Origin of the sequence: Psychroflexus curvus, from assembly GCF_020164585.1 — a bacterium.
In the GTDB taxonomy this organism is placed as follows: domain Bacteria; phylum Bacteroidota; class Bacteroidia; order Flavobacteriales; family Flavobacteriaceae; genus Psychroflexus; species Psychroflexus curvus.
Window position 1 is genome coordinate 262,592 of the sequence record NZ_JAIQZF010000005.1, and the last position, 19,069, is coordinate 281,660.

At 38.1% G+C, this 19,069-nt stretch carries 20 protein-coding genes and 1 pseudogene; 8 read left to right on the forward strand and 13 right to left on the reverse strand.

From position 1 onward, the window contains the following. Positions 1 to 422: 422 nt before the first annotated feature. The 3 genes from LB450_RS09555 (at position 423) to LB450_RS13720 (ending at position 4,535) form a co-directional block, all read left to right on the forward strand. A complete protein-coding gene (locus tag LB450_RS09555) occupies positions 423 to 2,930 on the forward strand; it encodes a phosphoenolpyruvate carboxylase (RefSeq protein ID WP_224487744.1) in 2,508 nt (835 codons plus the stop codon). Between the two features lie 120 nt (positions 2,931 to 3,050). After that, complete coding sequence (locus LB450_RS09560; protein ID WP_224487746.1) at positions 3,051 to 4,169, forward strand: NAD(P)/FAD-dependent oxidoreductase; 1,119 nt, start codon at positions 3,051 to 3,053, stop codon at positions 4,167 to 4,169. A gap of 237 nt (positions 4,170 to 4,406) precedes the next feature. Further along, positions 4,407 to 4,535: a hypothetical protein gene (locus LB450_RS13720; RefSeq protein ID WP_262902917.1), complete on the forward strand. Its 129-nt coding sequence runs from the start codon at positions 4,407 to 4,409 to the stop codon at positions 4,533 to 4,535. Positions 4,536 to 4,693: 158 nt separating this feature from the next. Here the strand turns inward: LB450_RS13720 and LB450_RS09565 are convergent, their stop codons facing one another. The 13 genes and pseudogenes from LB450_RS09565 to LB450_RS09625 form a co-directional block, all read right to left on the reverse strand. Then, the gene (locus tag LB450_RS09565) at positions 4,694 to 4,999 is read right to left on the reverse strand and encodes a GIY-YIG nuclease family protein (protein ID WP_224487748.1); all 306 of its coding nucleotides are present in this window, start codon (positions 4,997 to 4,999) and stop codon (positions 4,694 to 4,696) included. A 306-nt stretch (positions 5,000 to 5,305) separates the two neighbouring features. After that, entirely contained in the window at positions 5,306 to 5,710 is a 405-nt protein-coding gene (gene arfB / locus LB450_RS09570) for an alternative ribosome rescue aminoacyl-tRNA hydrolase ArfB (RefSeq protein WP_224487755.1), read from the reverse strand. Further along, complete coding sequence (locus LB450_RS09575; RefSeq protein ID WP_224487757.1) at positions 5,703 to 7,247, reverse strand: DUF4301 family protein; 1,545 nt, start codon at positions 7,245 to 7,247, stop codon at positions 5,703 to 5,705. Before LB450_RS09575 ends, arfB begins: the two co-directional genes overlap by 8 nt. 8 nt (positions 7,248 to 7,255) lie before the next feature. Beyond that, a complete protein-coding gene (locus LB450_RS09580; RefSeq protein WP_224487759.1) occupies positions 7,256 to 7,810 on the reverse strand; it encodes an AAA family ATPase in 555 nt (184 codons plus the stop codon). Beyond that, positions 7,765 to 8,403 carry a nicotinamide riboside transporter PnuC gene (pnuC, locus tag LB450_RS09585; protein ID WP_224487767.1) on the reverse strand — a complete coding sequence of 213 codons (639 nt, stop codon included), beginning with the start codon at positions 8,401 to 8,403 and terminating at the stop codon, positions 7,765 to 7,767. Before pnuC ends, LB450_RS09580 begins: the two co-directional genes overlap by 46 nt. Next, on the reverse strand, positions 8,387 to 8,647 hold the full coding sequence (locus tag LB450_RS09590) for a thiamine-binding protein (RefSeq protein ID WP_224487769.1): 261 nt from the start codon (positions 8,645 to 8,647) through the stop codon (positions 8,387 to 8,389). The genes pnuC and LB450_RS09590 overlap by 17 nt, the downstream gene beginning before the upstream one ends. Positions 8,648 to 9,317: 670 nt before the next feature. Next, on the reverse strand, positions 9,318 to 9,623 hold the full coding sequence (locus tag LB450_RS09595) for a GIY-YIG nuclease family protein (protein ID WP_224487771.1): 306 nt from the start codon (positions 9,621 to 9,623) through the stop codon (positions 9,318 to 9,320). 288 nt (positions 9,624 to 9,911) lie between these two features. Continuing rightward, on the reverse strand, positions 9,912 to 10,235 hold the full coding sequence (locus LB450_RS09600) for a type II toxin-antitoxin system PemK/MazF family toxin (protein WP_224487773.1): 324 nt from the start codon (positions 10,233 to 10,235) through the stop codon (positions 9,912 to 9,914). Then, a complete protein-coding gene (locus tag LB450_RS09605) occupies positions 10,226 to 10,471 on the reverse strand; it encodes an AbrB/MazE/SpoVT family DNA-binding domain-containing protein (protein ID WP_224487775.1) in 246 nt (81 codons plus the stop codon). Before LB450_RS09605 ends, LB450_RS09600 begins: the two co-directional genes overlap by 10 nt. Before the next feature lie 756 nt (positions 10,472 to 11,227). Next, positions 11,228 to 11,452 (reverse strand): annotated as a pseudogene (locus tag LB450_RS13845) (GIY-YIG nuclease family protein); the annotation flags it as partial. A 704-nt stretch (positions 11,453 to 12,156) separates the two neighbouring features. Next, positions 12,157 to 12,576: a DDE-type integrase/transposase/recombinase gene (locus LB450_RS09615; RefSeq protein ID WP_224487784.1), complete on the reverse strand. Its 420-nt coding sequence runs from the start codon at positions 12,574 to 12,576 to the stop codon at positions 12,157 to 12,159. 186 nt (positions 12,577 to 12,762) lie between these two features. Next, positions 12,763 to 13,161 (reverse strand): transposase, encoded by a 399-nt coding sequence (locus tag LB450_RS09620; protein ID WP_224487786.1) that lies wholly within the window; start codon positions 13,159 to 13,161, stop codon positions 12,763 to 12,765. 161 nt (positions 13,162 to 13,322) lie between these two features. Further along, entirely contained in the window at positions 13,323 to 14,465 is a 1,143-nt protein-coding gene (locus LB450_RS09625; protein ID WP_224487788.1) for an acyl-CoA dehydrogenase family protein, read from the reverse strand. Positions 14,466 to 14,633: 168 nt separating this feature from the next. Between LB450_RS09625 and LB450_RS09630 the strand changes: the two genes are divergently transcribed. From LB450_RS09630 to LB450_RS09650, 5 genes are all read left to right on the forward strand, one after another. After that, on the forward strand, positions 14,634 to 15,707 hold the full coding sequence (locus LB450_RS09630; RefSeq protein WP_322962769.1) for an anhydro-N-acetylmuramic acid kinase: 1,074 nt from the start codon (positions 14,634 to 14,636) through the stop codon (positions 15,705 to 15,707). Positions 15,708 to 15,798: 91 nt separating this feature from the next. Beyond that, on the forward strand, positions 15,799 to 17,025 hold the full coding sequence (locus tag LB450_RS09635; protein WP_224487790.1) for a Glu/Leu/Phe/Val dehydrogenase dimerization domain-containing protein: 1,227 nt from the start codon (positions 15,799 to 15,801) through the stop codon (positions 17,023 to 17,025). A 75-nt stretch (positions 17,026 to 17,100) separates the two neighbouring features. Then, on the forward strand, positions 17,101 to 17,790 hold the full coding sequence (locus LB450_RS09640) for a MotA/TolQ/ExbB proton channel family protein (RefSeq protein ID WP_224487792.1): 690 nt from the start codon (positions 17,101 to 17,103) through the stop codon (positions 17,788 to 17,790). A 2-nt stretch (positions 17,791 to 17,792) separates the two neighbouring features. Next, complete coding sequence (locus LB450_RS09645) at positions 17,793 to 18,185, forward strand: ExbD/TolR family protein (protein ID WP_224487794.1); 393 nt, start codon at positions 17,793 to 17,795, stop codon at positions 18,183 to 18,185. 3 nt (positions 18,186 to 18,188) lie between these two features. Continuing rightward, entirely contained in the window at positions 18,189 to 19,067 is an 879-nt protein-coding gene (locus tag LB450_RS09650; protein WP_224487796.1) for an energy transducer TonB, read from the forward strand. Positions 19,068 to 19,069: the final 2 nt, after the last annotated feature.

The following is a 19,069-nucleotide window of genomic DNA, read 5'->3' on the forward strand; positions in this document are numbered from 1 at the left end:
GTATCAGGAGTATAAAACAATGCATGACAAACTTGTCATTTTCCCTTGGCAACATTACTTGCCCAGGTTCATTGGGTATAATCTCAGTCCCGATAACAACCGGAACACCCCTTTGAGATGTGGTGCAAAACTAAAATAAATCTTTTGAAATCAACCTAAGCTTACCGCTATTTATTTAAAATTTGAGTGATATCTTCATAAAGATTTCAATCACCTAAGATATAAGACAGTAGCTTAGAATTATTTGTTTTATAAGATTGATCGAATTCAATTTGACAAAACCTTATGTTTTTCGATTTGAAATGATTAAACTCCAGAGTTATTATTAATTTTATTGTTTTTCTGTATTTTTGATATGCTAGATGCAGTAAGAATGTATCTCTAGTTTTCACTAAAGCTTTTTAACCTAAAATCAGCAGACCATGCAAAACAACGAACGTGTAGAAAAATTTAGACAACTTGTAAGCAATAAATATCTAATTTATAATAGTCTATTTTTAAATCTCCCAAATGAAAACACGGCTTATACAGGTATTTTCATCCCGCTTTTGCATAAATTAAGCAAAGAAGGTTATCAAAAAGATGCTCAGCCCAAAGAGGTGATAGAGGATTTCTTAGCGAATCATACAGAGTTAAAAACAGATAAGGAAAAGTTTGATTTATTGTTCAGGATGATAAAATACATCGAACGTCAGGTGGTTTTATTTGACAGTATTGAAGACGCCGCTTTTTCCAGTTTTGAAAAACAAAAAATCGAAAACGTCTTGCAACCAGGAAATGAAAATTACCAAGACTTGGTAGAACATCTCAAAAGCTTTAGTTCAAGAATCGTTTTTACTGCTCATCCTACCCAATTTTACCCTAACAATGTACAGGGAATTATGCACGAACTTCGCAGTGCGGTTCAACAAGACAGCATTACAAAAATCGATAACTTACTCCAGCAATTAGCCTACACACCTTTTATAAACAGGGAAAAACCTACACCTTTCGACGAAGCACAAAGTATTATTTTTTATTTGAGATATGTGTATTACGATACCCTGGGCAAGATTTATCACAAGATTGGTAAGGAAGCTAATTTACAACCTGACTTCAATCCCAATCTACTGGAATTAGGATTTTGGCCGGGCGGAGACAGAGATGGTAATCCTTTTGTAACAAAAGAAACCACTTACAAAGTGGCGACTCAATTGAGAATCACCATCATGAAATGCTATTACAATCACCTGAAAATTCTGATGCGTAAACTCACCTTCAGAGAAGTCAATGCCCCTTTAAATAAATTGAAAGGCAAGCTATATAAGCAGATTTTCAAGAAAAAGACCAGCTTAACTTCTGAGGAGATCTTAGACATAATGTATAACGTCAGAAGCTTAGTTAAAGACAACTACAAGTCTTTAAATATTGATTTAATCGATGATTTCATCGGACGGATTCATCTCTTCGGAAATCATTTTGCTGCCTTAGATATTCGCCAGGACAGCAGCATTCATAATCAAGTGATTGCTGAAATATTCAAAAAAGAATTTGAAGTTGATTATACCGAATTGTCTTCAGATGAAAAATTGAACTACCTGACTCAAAAGTCCCTGGAAATAAACCCGGACGATTATTCTGATGATTTGGTAGTAGATACCATTAGAAACGTCTATCAAATTCGAGAAATCCAAGAACTGAATGGTCAGCGCGGTTTGCATCGCTACATCATTTCCAATTCAGAAAGTATTTTTGATGTCTTGCATGTGTATGCGCTGTTCAGATACTGCGGATATCTGGAAGAAGATATCAACATAGACATCGTTCCTTTATTTGAAACCATGGCAGGGATGGACAACTCTGAAGCAATTATGAAAGAACTTTACGAGAATGAAGTTTACAAGAAGCATTTGCATAAGAGAAATAAAGAACAGCACATCATGTTAGGCTTTTCAGACGGCACCAAAGACGGTGGCTACCTGAAAGCCAACTGGGAAATTTACAGAACCAAAGAACGTCTAACGAGTTTATCGAGACAAGAGGGTTACCAGGTTGTCTTTTTTGATGGCCGTGGTGGCCCACCCGCTCGTGGTGGTGGTAAAACCCATCAATTTTATGCGGCTCAGGGCAATGAAATTGCCAATGAAAAAATTCAACTGACCATACAGGGGCAAACCATTACAAGTGTTTTTGGGACTCATGAGCAAGCCACTTATAATTTTGAACAATTGCTTTTGGCGGGTGTCAAATCCAAGCAAAGCAAAAACTGGAAACCAAACCATAAAGAATTACTGACTAATTTGGCTGACAAGAGCTATGAAAAATACATCAGTTTAAAAGAACACAGGCTGTTTATTCCTTATCTCGAGGAAATGACCACACTCAAATATTATGGAGCAACAAATATTGGCAGTAGACCAACCAAGCGAAACCAAAATGCCGAACTTCGATTGAAAGATTTGAGGGCTATTCCATTTGTGGGGTCCTGGGGATTGGTCAGACAAAATGTGCCAGGTTATTACGGCTTAGGTACTGCACTCAATTCGTATGCAGGCCAGTTTCATGTAGTTGAAGACTTATATGAACATTCAGCCTTTTTTAGATCCTTAATTCTGAATAGCATCATGTCCATGAAAAAATCCTATTTCCCCTTAACTTCCTACATGAAAAACGATAAGAAATATGGAGAGTTTTGGAAAAATCTGCGAACAGAATATGAGCTTACTAAAAAACTAGTTCTTAAACTAACCCATCAAACCGAATTGATGGAAAATGAAGAGCTGGCTAGAAAATCAATTAGTATGCGTGAGAATATTGTTCTGCCACTGCTAAGCATACAGCAATATGCTTTGCAAAAAATTCAGGAAAACGATCCAAATAAGGAGATTTACGAAAAAATGGTCATCAGGGCTTTGTTTGGTAATATCAACGCTAGTCGAAATTCAGCTTAAGCAAGAGCCTCAGGTTCTCATCAAGAGAAAAAAACCTGATTCAATTCAGCCTCTCCAAGATTTGTACTTCATCCGTAGTATAAATTTGGAGAGGCTTATCTTTGCTGAAAATTTCGCCTTATGAATTTATCCTATTGGGAGCAACATACCTGGTTTAAAAATGTAGATTTCTGCATCATTGGAAGTGGAATTGTAGGTTTATCCTGCGCCCTTCAGCTCAAGAATAAGTTTCCAAAAGCTAAGGTTATAGTGCTGGAAAAAGGCAGTTTGCCACAAGGTGCAAGTACCAAAAATGCAGGCTTCGCCTGTTTTGGAAGTGCGAGTGAATTGCTCTCTGATCTGCAGCATCACGATACAGAAGAGCTTGTGAATTTAGTACAACAACGCGTTGATGGTTTGGAATTGCTTAAATCTACTTTAGGTGAAAAACAAATCGACTATCAACAGCACGGCGGCTACGAAGTTTTTCAGGAGAAAAACAAAGACAGCTTTGAAGAGTGCGAAGCCAACTTGGACCATCTGAACGACATGTTGCGCCCTGTTTTCAAGGCAGATACATTCCAAATGAAAACCAATAGGTTTGGATTTAAAAATTCGTTATCCAATTTGATTTATACTCCTTTTGAGGGACAGATTGATACAGGTAAAATGATACAGGCTTTATTGAAAAAAGCACAATCTAAAGGCATTTCCGTTTTAAATTCTTTAGAAGTCACCGATTTTTCAACTGAAGCTGAGTCAGTTCATATTCAGCTGAAAGAGTTTAGTTTTAAAGCCAGGCACCTTTGCATTGCGACCAATGCCTTCGCTTCCGAGTTATTGGATCTAAAAGTAACTCCAGCGAGAAGTCAGGTGTTGATTACCAAACCTATTCCGAATTTACCAATTAAAGGCACCTTTCATTTAGATGAAGGTTTTTATTATTTCAGAAATGTACACGACCGGATTTTGCTTGGTGGTGGTCGAAATCTGGATAGTGAACGCGAAATGACTTCAGAATTAGCAACTACTGCTCGTATTCAGAATGCTTTGGAGGAGTTACTTAAAAACGTGATTTTACCCGATCAAGATATTGAAATCGATCAACGCTGGAGTGGTATTTTGGGTGTAGGTGAGCAGAAAAAACCAATCATAAAACCCATTTCGGATCGAGTGTTTTGTGCAGTCCGATTAGGCGGAATGGGCGTTGCCATTGGAAGTAGTGTAGGGAAAGAATTAGCAGATTTGATTGACGGATGAATGGCCATTTCTCATTCTGCCTGCCCGCCTCAGGCGTGGAAGGAGCCTTTTCAGCGACTGATGAATCTTCTCCGGTTCAAGGAATCAGGACACAGGATCCACGACTCACGACGCTTTCATACAAACTATAGAATAAAGATTTCCATTTCATTCTACTGACTACCGACTACTCTCTACTTTGTACTTTTTATTGAAAGATCCCTCCTATCGTCGGGATGACAAAGGAAGATCGCTCGCATGAATGACAAGGCCCACTGTCCCGCCTCAGGCGTGGATGGAGCCTTTTCAGCGACTGATGAATCTTCTCCGGTTCAAGGAATTAGGACACAGGATCCACGACTCACGACGCTTAACTACAGACTATAGAATACCGATTTCCATTTCATTCTATCCCTTCTGACTACCGACTACTTTCTATCGTCGGGATGACAAGATCACACTGTCATTCAGAAGGAGCCTTTTTAGCGACTGATGAATCTTTTTCTTTCGAAAAGCATTAGACTTCTCCTAGAGTCGGGATCATCTTAAATTTTATCATTCAAAAATTCCCATTCTGGATTAAAATTATTGATTAGTGCTTCTTTTTTAGATCTTCTGTATCCTTTTATTTGCTTTTCCCTTGCTATAGCTTGATTAATATCCTGAAAATGTTCAAAATAAATTAAATAATAGCATTTGTATTTTGTAGTAAAAGCTTTTGATAATGCTGTTGGGTTTTTATGGAAATAAAGTCTTCCCTGTAAGTCGTTTGTAACACCTGTATAAAGTACCGTTTTGTTTTTATTTGTAAGGATATAAACGTAATAGTTATGAGTCCCAAGTGTTTTCATTTTAAAGATTAATGAAAATTTTATTCAATTTACTAAAAAATTCCACTTATCACCTATCCTACACGAAAAAGAGATCCCTCGTCGCTCCGCACAAGCTGCGCTTTCTCGGGATGACAAGATCACACTGTCATTCAGAAGAAGCCTTTTCAGCGACTGATGAATCTTCTCCGGTTCAAGGAATCAGGACACAAGATCCACGACTCACGACGCTTAACTACAGACTATAGAATACCGATTTCCATTTCATTCTATCCCTTCTGACTACCGACTACTTTCTACTTTCTATCGTCGGGATGACATCGTCCCCTAAAGCTTCGGCTTTTTCCTCAATTGTTTTTTGTCTGAATGTTGTTTTTTCTTTTGAAGGCGTTTCAATTTGGAAGAGCGCGAAGGTTTGGTTTTGATTCTTCTTTTTGGTTTATGAAGCGCTTTTTTGAGCTTCTCTTCCAGAAGGGATACTGCCAGCTTTTTATTTTGAAGCTGACTTCGGGTTTGAGAAACACTTAATTTCAGCTCCCCTTCAGCATTGATTTTGGAAGCCAGTTTCTCCTGAATTCGATTTTTTTGAGCTTCAGAAAAAACAATTGACGATGAAGGATGCCAGGTGATAATGACTTTGGTCTCTGTTTTATTAACGTGCTGCCCTCCGGGACCACCACTCAGCGCAAATTGAAATTCAAGTTCTTTATAAAGCAGCTTAGTATCAAACATCAGCCTGGGGTTGATGTCCGGGTTTTAGCAAATCCATAACTGCTTTTACAGGGTTGAAACTTTCAACAGGTACTTCTACAAAAACCGTATTCCAAAGAGCCATTCCTCCATTCCAAAGCCCTGGCAGTTCCAACCCTCTTATGGGTTCGCCTCCTACAAACTTATTAGCAACAAATCCACGTTCGGTATCTACAAAGGCTTTCAAATTGAAAGCTTCTCCTTTATAATTTTTCATGCTGCATACAATATCCACTGGATTGAAATGAGTGGACGCTTCCATTTTCTCCTTTTGATCTGAGTCCGATAAGTCAATTTGATTCTTTTCTACAATTTGAAGGGATACACTGCCATCCTCATTTTTAATCCAAAATGGACCACCACCAGGCTCTCCTGTATTCACTACCATTCCACAAACCCTTATCGGCCTGTTGAGATAATGAGACACATCCTGTTTATCTTTAATGTTCAGGTGAACATTCAGTTCTTTTCTTAAAAAAGAAACTGCTTCTTCGAGCAATTCCTGATTATCTGGGTCTTTCTCCAGCTTTTTCAAAAAAGAAAAGGATTTTTCCTGAAGCTGAATAAGCAGTCCTGCAAGAATGGATTTGTAGTCCAGAGAGGACTGATTGGTTTCAATAGCAGAATTTTGATGAGAAACATTGTCAATGTTTTTAATAAAAACCAAATCAGCTTCAAGTTGATTTAGATTTTCTATTAACGCGCCATGTCCTGCTGGTCGAAATACTATTTGACCATCTTTATCTCTAAATAAATTTTCGCTTGCATCTACACAAACTGTATCTGTAGAGGGATGTTGGAATGAAAAATCAACTTTATAGTTCACTCCAGTTTTTTCTTCAATTATAGGTTGAAATCTTTTCAACTTCTCTTCAAATTCATCGAGATGACCAGAAGATATTGTAAAATGAAGCTGAACTTTCTTATTCTTTACCGCGTAGCTTAAAGCTTCATAAAAATGTTCTTCAAATGCGGTTAATTTTTCGTTAGGATAGCTGTGAAACGGAATAAGCCCCTTAGGCAAATTCGGCATATCAAACTCCTCTTCAGCTAGCATTACATCGGTCAACTTCAAGGCTTTTTCACCTTCAGATAACTCCTTTACATCTATGCCTTTTTGGTTTAATGCTGATTTTAAATCTTCATAAAATGCTATATTTTCGATAGACTCAAAAAAAACTTTAAGCGATTTAAATTGATCTTGGTTTAGGAAGTCTTCAAAGCTTAATTCAGAAGTTAGAAATTCTTTTTGAAATTGATGAAGTAACTTGAACATTCTGGAGGCAGCTCCACTAGCAGGAACGAATTTTAAAACCTTAAGACCTGAATGCTGATAAACCTCCTTCAATTCAGCCTTTTTATCAGCTTGTAGTTGAATAATTCCATCATCTAAAGTCGCTGGCTTAACAATTTCGACTTTAGGGAATCCAGTTTTAAGATGACTTAAATCTTGTTCAATCTTTTTTACTGTAAGTTCATGCTTTTTTATGTGAGAAAGGTCGGTAGGATCGAAGTTCATAATAAAAGTTAAAGAGTTTTAATGGTTGATTTTGCTAGTTGTAAACGCTGACTGAGATCCCCTTTTAAAATAGTGTAAGGAATATCTCTTTGGATGAGCGTATTTTCAAATATAGCAAACATTTTGTTTCTCTCATTGGGTTTATCTCTCAAATCATCTTCAACCCAGGGGGCATCGATATAAGTCAGAAAGTAATGAGCATAGTCATGTTGCTTTACACACTCCTCAAGAACAGGGTCCTCAAAATTTTCGAAATAGGTTTTGGCGTAGGTTAGTGTTTGAAGCACATTGGTATCGCAAAATAAGAACTCTTTAGCTTTTTTTGCTTTTTCATTCTCTAGCTGAATTTGACCTTTAGCAATAGGAATCAGGTCGGATGGCGCACACACCTCAGCAGAATTATTATATTTTTCTTGCAAATAGTCTCTGGCAAACTCAGGTGCCCACTCTGTGTGATACGCATTAGCTAAAGCTTCCGCTAAAGTCGATTTCCCAGTAGATTCTGGACCAAAGAGCACTATTTTAGTAAGGTCTCTTTGGGTTTGTTCAAGTTCTTTTTCCATTCTAAAAATCCATAAACAGCAATAATAGTAAAAAGTATATATTGAAATGAAGTAAACGTAAGTCCTTTATAATAATACAAAGGAATAGAAATCAGGTCACCAACAATCCAATAAATCCAGTTTTCAAGCCTTTTTTTAGCCATCAACCACATTCCTACAAAGAAAATGGCCGTGGTCAGTACATCCATATAACTGATCCATCCGTCCCACTTATCAAAAACTTCATAGACAATACAAACAAAAATTGCGGTCCCTATGAAAATGAAAATTGACTTCACATTTTCTCTTGCCGTAGCTTTTTCAATAGGAATAAAATGAGACTCATCGACTTTTCGAGTCCAGATATACCAGCCGTAAATACTCATGATAAAGTAATAGGCATTTATCATCATATCTCCTAAAAGACTGTATTGATAGAGGATGTAAACAAAAATAAGCGTGCTTACAATCCCCGTGGGAAACACCAAAATATTGTCCTTTTTTGAAAATAAAACACTCAAAAAACCAAAGACAATGGCAATGACTTCTAAAACGATAAAATGAGTTGGGGTGTTTTCATATTCTGAAAATAACCAATCAAAAATGAGGCTCATAATTACTTCTATCAGATTTTACTAGTTTCATGTGCAGCAAACCACGGTCCATGGCTTCAAATGCCGTCTGGACTTCTTCCTGCAGAATTTGCATCACCTTGTCATATTCGCCATACACCTGAGTGCTCAGCGGATTTTCTAAAACCCTAAGTCCGGAATCACGCAGGGCTTTTATAAAATCGATAATGATAGGTTCATAATCGTCCTGAATGGGTGTCAGTGTCAGTTCTACTGAAATTTTCATAGTTTAGCTTTTGAATGGCAAGGTTACTATTTTTTCTTAGAAGAAAAACTTTTCAAAACAAGTAATAGGCAAAGGTGAGTTGGAATCCATCAAATTAACTAATGGCTTGCTTCTTCAAGAGCCTGCCTGACGGCAAAGGCAGGTTAGACGATCGCGATAGCAGTAGGCCACCCATTTGAGATGATTGATTAACAGATATACAATACAAAATGATATAGCGTACCTAACGGCACACTGGATAAGTGATGTCTTTGTTTTTACCCATAAATAGTCCCTAGCGGGACAGGTTCCACATCTTATGCGTTAAGCAGGTGTGTGACATTTCAAAACGGGCTTGGTGTGAATATGTTATTTCAAACTAAGCACTCAAAAACTCACAGACTACTTCATATCGAATACTGAATATAAAACACCGAATATAATTTTCCGTTTCATATCGACTGCTTAGTACTTTATACTTATCAACACTTAAGGCAGTACTCCTTACTTCCACTATTTGAAATCTGACTTCTGATATCTTTCAATAAGAGACCCCTCCTATCGTCGGGATGACAATGGAAGATCGCTCGCATGAATGACAAGGCTCACTGTCATTCTGAACGAAATGCAATGGAATGAAGAATCTTTATCTATCGAAAAGCATTAAACTTCTCCTATAGTCGAGATTACTTTAAATCTTATCATTCAAAAATTCCCATTCTGGATTAAAACCATCAATCAATGCTTCTTTTTTGGACCTTCTGTATCCCTTGATTTGTTTTTCTCTCGCTATAGCTTGGCTTACATCTTGAAAATGTTCAAAATAAATCAAGTAGAAGCATTTGTATTTAGTAGTAAAAGCTTTTGACAAGGCTGTTGGGTTTTTATGAAAATAGAGTCTTTCTTGTAAATTGTTTGTAACACCAGTATATAGCACCGTTTTATTTTTATTGGTTAAGATATAAACGTAGTAATTGTGCGTTCCTAGTGTTTTCATTTTTTGACTGATGAAAATTTACTCAATTTACTGAAAAATATCTCATACTCCTCTTTTTACTCGAAAGGGAGATCCCTCCTATCGTCGGGATGACAAGGCTCACTGTCCCGCCCAGACATGGAAGGAGCCTTTTTAGCGACTGATGAATCTTTGCAGGCTCAAGGAATCAGGACACAATCCACGACTCACGACGCTTAACTACAGACTATAGAATACCGATTTCCATTTCATTCTATTCCCTACTGACTACTTTATACTTTCTATAGTCAAAAAGACTTTACTAAAAAATCAGTCCACAAAGGTTTCTTTGATGATAGCTTTACACTTCTGTATTTCAGTTTTTGACAATTGATCGAATTTTTTAAGTAGTCGTGATTTATCAATTGTTCGAATCTGGTCAATGGCGATCATTCCTTTTTTACCCTTGTGTTTAACTCCTATCCTGGTAGGATATTTTTTCAAATTAGTTGTCATAGGTGCAACAACTATAGTATTTAAAAATTTATTGACTTCATCTGGCGAAACAATAACACAAGGACGGGTCTTTTTGATTTCGCTGCCCTGGGTCGGATCAAGATTTACAAGTACAATAGAATATTGTTTCAATTCCATTCGTCGAGATTTTCGTCTTCAAAGACATCATTAATCAACAATTCATCATCTTTATTCTCGTGCATTTTTTCAAATTCCTTTTCCCATCCTTTCCTTGGATTGTCGATGGGTTTCAAAACGATTTGTTCTTTTTCCAGAATCATTTCGACCTTATTCTTGATGTTGTATTTTTCCAAAATAGTTTTGCTTAAACGCAGACCTTTAGAATTCCCGATTTTGATAATTGATGTTTCCATAGCTTAATCATGTAATTACAAAGTTAATACATTTATTTAAAATTAAAAAGTGTTTTTGACTACAATAGTATTCAATGCTTGACGACTAAGTTTCAATTAAATAAACTAAAGGCTGCTTCTTCACGAGCCTGCCTGACGGCAAAGGCAGGTGAGACGCTCGCGATAGCAGTAGATTTCCAACTTGAAGTGATAGATTAAGATATACAACCCAAAATCATATGGCGTACCTTACGGCACGCTGGATAAGTGATGTATTTGTTTTACCTTTACCTATAAATAGTCCCTAGCGGGACAAATTTCAAACTAGCAACTCAAAACTCACAAACTACTTCATATCGAATACAATTTCCCCTTTCATACAGACTACTTTTTACTTATCAACACTAAACGCAGTACTTCCTACTTCTAATATCTGAAATCTAACTTCTGATATCTTTCAATAAGAGATCCCTCCTATCGTCGGGATGACAAGATCACACTGTCATTCAGAAGAAGCCTTTTTCGCGACTGATGAATCTTTGCAGGCTCAAGGAATCAGGACACAGGATCCACGACCCACGACGCTTACATACAGACTATGAAACACCGAATATCGCTTTTCATTCTATCCCCTACTGACTACCGACTACTTTCTACTTTCTACTTTCTATCGTCGGGATGACAAGATCACACTGTCATTCAGAAGGAGCCTTTTTAGCGACTGATGAATCTTTTTCTTTCGAAAAGCATTAGACTTCTCCTAGAGTCGGGATCATCTTAAATTTTATCATTCAAAAATTCCCATTCTGGATTAAAATTATTGATTAGTGCTTCTTTTTTAGATCTTCTGTATCCTTTTATTTGCTTTTCCCTTGCTATAGCTTGATTAATATCCTGAAAATGTTCAAAATAAATTAAATAATAGCATTTGTATTTTGTAGTAAAAGCTTTTGATAATGCTGTTGGGTTTTTATGGAAATAAAGTCTTCCCTGTAAGTCGTTTGTAACACCTGTTTAAAGTACCGTTTTATTTTTATTTGAAAGGATATAAACGTAATAGTTATGAGTCCCAAGTGTTTTCATTTTAAAGATTAATGAAAATTTTATTCAATTTACTAAAAAATTCCACTTATCACCTATCCTACACGAAAAAGAGATCCCTCGTCGCTCCGCACAAGCTGCGCTTTCTCGGGATGACAAGATCACACTGTCATTCAGAAGAAGCCTTTTTCGCGACTGATGAATCTTTGCAGGCTCAAGGAATCAGGACACAGGATCCACGACCCACGACGCTTTCATACAAACTATAGAATAAAGATTTCCATTTCATTCTGTCATTCCCTGATATAGGTTGACCGTTTTGATTAATATACTAATTTACTTTTTTCATAATTTTATTGGACAATTAATAGCTTGAGGTTCTTCTTTTGGATCAAAATCTTGTTTGCTTAGTTCTAATTTGATTTCATAATTTTCCTCAGCATAGATAATAACCATTGGTCTTTTTTAGTTCTTTAAATCTAACAAATAATTTCTAAAGGCTTTTGGTGTTCTTCCATCTAAGCCACTGTGTTGCCTTTTTGTATTGTAATGCCTTATAGCTTTTTGGCTTTTAAAGTCTTTAAATCCTTGATATGCCAAAGTTTTAAATACTCATTTTTTATCGTTCCATTAATGCGTTCTGCATAGGCATTGTCTTGAGCAATTTATCCCATACTCACTTCTATACCAGCATTTCCAAGCAAATCTTTATATGCCTCGCTACCATACTGTGAACCGCGGTCAGAATGATGGATCATTGTTTCTGGTTCTGAAGACTTTATCTGTTTCAATGCCATTCTTAAAGCTTTTATGTTACTCTGTTTACGCATATTTTTACTTACATTATAGCCTATTATTTCTCTGGTATAAACATCTATTATAAAAACTAGATAATAAAATTTACCATCGATATCAAAGTATGTAATATCACTTTGTAAGACCTGATAAGGCTCTGTGACTATCATTCCTTCAATTAAGTTAGGATAATTCAAATGAGTAGGTGTAGTCGTTCTTATATAATTTTTAATCCTTCTAACACGATAACCTAAATCAATGAATATCTCACAAAACTTATCCCTTCCCATACACTCTGGTTTGAGCGTACGATACAACTTCTCAACCCCACAACCTGGATGTTCTTCTCTAACTAATGTCGACCTGACTTACTAAATCCATGAGTTCTAAATCAAATTTGATTTGTCTATTACGCGCTTGATAAACAGCTTGTTTGCTGATGTTTAAACATCGATAAAACGCATTAAGACTATAATCTAATTCTTCTTTGTGGTCTTGGAACCACCAGATTGTGGGGTGTTTGAGTTTTTTTTAATGTCGATATCATAGTCTTGCTTAGCCAGTTCTATCATCTTTTCTAGATAGTCTATATTCATTTGCTTTTGCCCTAAAGCTCGTTCTAGATCTGCTATACGAGATTGCATTTCTTTAACTTTATTCATATGACTATCTTTAAATTCAACAACTTTTACCGACTTCTTATTGTACTTTGAATACTTGTAAATCCAATTGTAAATCGTTTGGTTAGTAATGTCGTAAATCTTTTCCAGTTCATAAACTGAATGTTTTCCTGATTCATAAAACTTGACAATTTTTAATTTAAAATCCTCAGAATAAATCTTTCGAGGTCCTAAACGTTTTCCGCTCTTTATCATCTGTAAATGGTTTTAAACGGTCAACGCTATTTAGGGAAGGTCAAAGGTCATTCTACTTTCTACTTTCTACTTTGCACTTTCTATCGTCGGAATGACAAACAAAAAAAGCCTGAAATTCTAGATTTAGAATTTCAGGCTTTTGCTATAATTCAAATTCAAAATTAGTCTGCCAAAATACTTCTGGAGATGACTATTTTTTGAATTTCTGAGGTTCCTTCGTAAATCTGAGTGATTTTCGCATCACGCATCATTCGTTCCACATGGTATTCTTTCACGTATCCATTTCCACCGTGAACCTGAACCGCTTCTACTGTTACATCCATCGCAACCTGAGACGCATAAAGCTTAGCCATAGCCCCAGACAAATCGTAGTTATGTCCATTGTCCTTATCCCAGGCTGCTTTCATAACCATATGTCTCGCCGCTTCAATGCTGGTGTGCATGTCTGCCAGTTTAAAAGCAATGGCCTGGTGATTTTTGATTTCAGTTCCAAAGGCTTTTCTGATTTTGGAATACTCTTTTGCCATTTCATAAGCACCGGCAGCAATTCCCAGAGCCTGAGCAGCAATTCCAATTCTTCCACCAGCCAGAGTTTTCATGGCAAACTTGAATCCGAAACCATCTTCTCCAATTCTGTTTTCTTTAGGCACTTTCACATCATTGAAGGTCAACGAATGCGTATCACTTCCGCGAATGCCCATTTTTTGTTCTTTAGGACCCACTTCAAAACCTTCCATGCCTTTTTCTACGATAAACGCATTGATTCCACGGTGTTTTTTCTCTTTATCGGTATGAGCTATCACCAGATATATTTCTGCTGAATTCCCATTGGTTATCCAGTTTTTGGTGCCGTTAAGGATGTAGTGATCCCCTTTATCTATGGCCGTCGTTTTTTGAGACGTCGCATCACTTCCCGCTTCAGGTTCACTTAAACAAAAGGCTCCAATTTTCTCACCTGTGGTCAGTTTGGATAAATATTTTTTCTTTTGCTCTTCGGTACCGTAAGTATCCAGTCCCCAGCATACCAGCGAATTATTCACAGAAACCACAACAGAAGCCGACGCATCTATTTTGGATAACTCTTCCATTGCCAACACATAAGAAACGGTGTCCATCCCACCTCCTCCATACTCTGGAGAGGCCATCATTCCCATAAAACCAAGTTCACCCATTTTCTTAACCTGCTCTTTAGGAAATTCCTGTTTTTCATCACGTTCGATGACCCCGGGTTTCAATTCATTTATAGCGAAATCTCTCGCTGCCTGGCGAATCATTTCGTGCTCTTCTGTCAACTTAAAATCCATATAATTTCTGTTTCAGTTTTATTAAAAATTTGACACAAATATAAGATTAACCTAAAGAATTTTCAATCAAAGCTTTCATAATTTAAGATTAATGTAAAAAAACATGAAGCAAAAGTTCCTTCAGAAAAAATAGATATAAGTACAGGATTTGAGGACTTTAAATTAATTTTGAGCACAGAGAACTCATCTATGAACACCTATTCTGTTATCGGCGTCATGTCTGGCACTTCCCTCGATGGAATTGACCTTCTGCACTGCAGGTTCCAAAAAGGAAAACCCTTTTCTTTTGAAATTCATACAGGCAGTACTTATGCCTATTCCTCAATCTGGATAGAAAAGTTGAAACAGGCTCACACCTGGCCTTTAGAGCACATTAAAACCCTGGATGAAGACTACACGCTTTTGCTAGCTGACTATATCAACCGATTTATCAACGAGAACCACTTGTCTGACATTGATTTTATCGCTTCTCACGGTCATACCATTTTACACCAACCCGAAAAGGGATTCACTTACCAAATTGGCAATCTGCCAAAGCTGGCCACGTTGACCAAACAAAAAGTCATCTGCGATTTCAGGGTACAGGATGTGGAACGGGGCGGACAGGGTGCCCCTTTGGTTCCTATTGGCGATCGCCTGCTTTTTGGAGAGTACGATGCCTGTGTGAATCTGGGGGGCTTTGCCAATATTTCCTTTGAAAAGAATAATCAGCGTATTGCTTATGACATCTGCCCTGTCAATAAAATCCTGAATATTTATGCCAACAGGCTTGGAAAAGAATTTGACGAAAGCGGCTCTATCGCCAGAACTTCAGTTCCAAATGTTGAGCTTGGTTATAAACTGGAAAAGCTTCAGTATTATTCCAAACCCCCGCCCAAATCCTTAGGCATCGAATGGCTGGAAGCTGAATTTCTCCCCCTATTGAATCTTACAGAATTGAGTTCCGAAGAAATAATAAGCACCTGCACACAACACTTCGCTCAACAAATTGCAAAGGCTATTACTGGTCACCGAAAGGTTCTTTTTACGGGTGGTGGAGCCTTCAATACCTATTTGGTGGAGCTGATTTCTAAGCAATGTGATGCCAAACTTGTCATCCCAAACCCTGAAGTGATTCATTACAAAGAGGCTTTGATTTTTGCCCTTCTGGGGGTTTTGAAAGCGCGTGGAGAAGTGAATGTTCTGGCATCGGTCACGGGGGCTTCGCGAGATCATTCTTCTGGTCGAGTTTTATTGCCTTAATAGATTTTTAAGAATTATTGAATCTATAATTAGTCATGCTTTACTGAATCTATATATTTGCGAGCAAATCATCAAAACGCGAAGATTTCTTATGAAAGAACTTTTAAAAAAATACGAAGATAAAGCGCCCGAAATAGTGTTTCACTGGAGAGATTCTGAAACGGAAGCCGAGGGTTGGACGGTGATCAACTCACTGAGAGGTGGCGCTGCTGGCGGTGGAACGCGCATGCGAGAAGGACTCAACGAAAATGAGGTGCTGTCTTTGGCAAAAACCATGGAAATAAAATTTACAGTGTCTGGCCCGGACATTGGCGGTGCAAAATCGGGCATTAATTTCGACCCAAATGACCCCAGGAAACATGCAGTTTTGGAACGCTGGTATAAGGCGGTTTCGCCATTGTTGAAAAGCTATTACGGAACTGGTGGAGACCTGAATGTAGATGAAATCAACGAGGTCATTCCCATCACTGAAAGCTGTGGGGTGTGGCATCCACAGGAAGGTGTTTTTAACGGGCATTTTCAACCTACAGAAGCCGATAAAATCAACAGAATTGGTCAGCTGAGACAAGGTGTGATCAAGGTTATAGAAAACACCGATTATACACCAGATGTATTGAGAAAATTCACTGTGGCCGACATGTGTACAGGCTATGGCGTTGCAGAGTCGGTAAAGCATTTTTATAATATTTACGGGGGTGATGTAAAAGGTAAAACAGCTATTATCCAGGGTTTTGGAAATGTGGGTTCTGCAGCAGCCTTTTACCTCTCCAAAATGGGGGCTAAAATCATTGGTATCCTGGACCGAGATGGGGGATTGATCAATAAAGACGGATATACTTATGAACAGATCAAAGACTTGTTTTTAGCTAAAGAAGGAAACACCTTAAAAAGCCAGGATTTAATTCCTTTTGACAAGGCCAATAAAGAGTTCTGGTCGCTTGGCGCAGAGATTTTTGCCCCTTGCGCTTCTTCCAGACTTATTCAAAAAGACCAGATTGACAGTTTGGTGGAGCATGGTCTGGAAGTGATTTCCTGTGGGGCGAATGTGCCTTTTGCAGACAAGGAAATCTTCTTTGGTCCTATCATGGAATACGCCGACCAAAAGGCCAGCGTGATTCCCGACTTTATTGCCAACTGTGGTATGGCCAGAGTCTTTGCTTACTTTATGGAACGCAAAGTTTTGATGACCGATGAGGCGATTTTTAATGATATTTCTATCACCATTGAAAATGCCATTCAGCATACCTTTGAAAATAACAATGACAAAAAACACATCAGCAGTGTGGCTTTTGAGATTGCCCTAAAACAATTGGTCTAATGCTGAAATACTTATGAAGTGATAAAATTAATTGCTTACATTAGCGTTGTTTATATCATAAATACACCATAACTCATGTTGATACCATTTACTCAAGAAACTCCTGTCGCCGGAGAAGAACTTGTTGAAGAGAAAACCTTATCCATCATCGATTTAATGTTCAGTGGTGGGCCAGGAGGAACTATTATCATATTGATTTTGGCCGTGCTTTTGTTCCTTGCAATTTACATTTATTTTGAACGTATTTTCGCTATCAAAGCAGCTTCCAGAACCGATAAGAATTTTATGAACCAGATCAAAGACAGCGTGACATCAGGCAATATTGAGTCGGCAAAGATGCGTTGTGCACAGGAAAACTCACCGGTAGCAAGGCTTACTGAAAAGGGGATTTCCAGAATTGGCTCCCCTTTGGAAGACATCAATACTGCCATAGAAAATGCCGGCCGACTTGAAGTTTACAAGCTGGAAAAAAACGTCAGTGTTTTGGCAACCATCGCCGGTGCTGCCCCAATGATTGGTTTTTTGGGAACGGTGATAGGAATGGTTATTGCTTTTCATGAGCTGGCGAGCAGCAGCGGCCAAGCCGAAATGGGATCGCTGGCCGAAGGTATTTATACCGCAATGACCACAACTGTGGCTGGCCTTATCGTTGGTATTATTGCTTACATCGGTTACAACCACGTGGTCGTCAGAACCGACAAAGTGGTACACCAGATGGAAGCTACCGCCGTAGATTTTCTGGATTTATTGAACGAACCTAGTTAGTTATGAATTTACGAGGTAGAAATAAAGTGAGTGCCACCTTCAGCATGTCTTCTATGACAGACATTGTGTTCTTGTTGCTCATCTTTTTTATGTTGACGTCTCCAATAATCACCCCCGAAGCTTTGGATTTAATATTACCAAAAGCCAAAGGAAAGACCACTTCCAAACAAAACGTGGCCGTAAGCATTACTGAAGATTTGAAATTTTATATCGATGAAGAAGAAGTCAATTTCAAGAGCATAGAAAAAGCTCTAAAATCCAGGCTGAGCGGTATTGAGGAACCTACAATCATTTTGCGTGCCGCGGAAGGAGTTCCTATTGAAAAAGCGGTACTCATAATGGATATTGCCAACAGAAATAAATATAAAATTGTACTGGCTGTGAAACCCAACTAAATCGTGAGCATATTTAAGACCAAACACGAGAAGAAATCCTTCCTCATCACCACAGGGCTGTATATCCTGTTTGTGTTGCTGATGTTTTTCTTTGGATTAAACTATATGGATCCTCCGGAGCAGAGAGGCATTGCAATTAATTTTGGAACGACAGATATGGGTTCTGGCGACGAACAACCCAGTACACCATTAAAAACTTCTCCACAACCTGCAAGTACGCCTCCACCACCTCAAGAAGTGGAAGAAGCTGTTGTTGAGGATATTCAGGAGGATGTAGTGACTCAGGACCTTGAAGAAGCTCCAGTCATCAAAGAAAAAGAAAAGGTTGTAAAAGAAATCAAAAAGCAACCCGAAAAGCCAAAGGAAGAGGTTCAGGAAAAAGTCGAGGAAGCTCCACCTGAACCTACTCCAGAACCCGAACCTGTCAAAGAGCAAAAACCGGAAAAATCGGTTACCGATGCTATGGAAAGTTTGATGAACGGGCCCGAAAATGACGGACAGGCTGAAGGCGGAGAAGGCACCGACAATCAGGCAGGAGATAAAGGCGACCCGGAAGGTGACCCCAATGCCAAAAACTATTACGGAACTGGAAAAGGACTGGATGGAGATGGCAACTACCGACTTGGTGGAAGAAAAGCCCTTTCTAAAAAGAAATTTGTCCAGGAATGTGATGAGTCCGGAGAGGTGGTTGTGAGAATAGAAGTCAACAGAATGGGTGACGTGGTGAAAGCAACGCCAGGCGCCAAAGGAACCACCAACTCAAGTACATGCCTTTTGGATCCCGCCAAGCGAGCAGCACTGGCAACAAAATTCAACAGTGATTCTAAAGCGCCATCTACACAAATCGGTTTTATCACTTACGTTTTTAAATTATCTGAATAAAT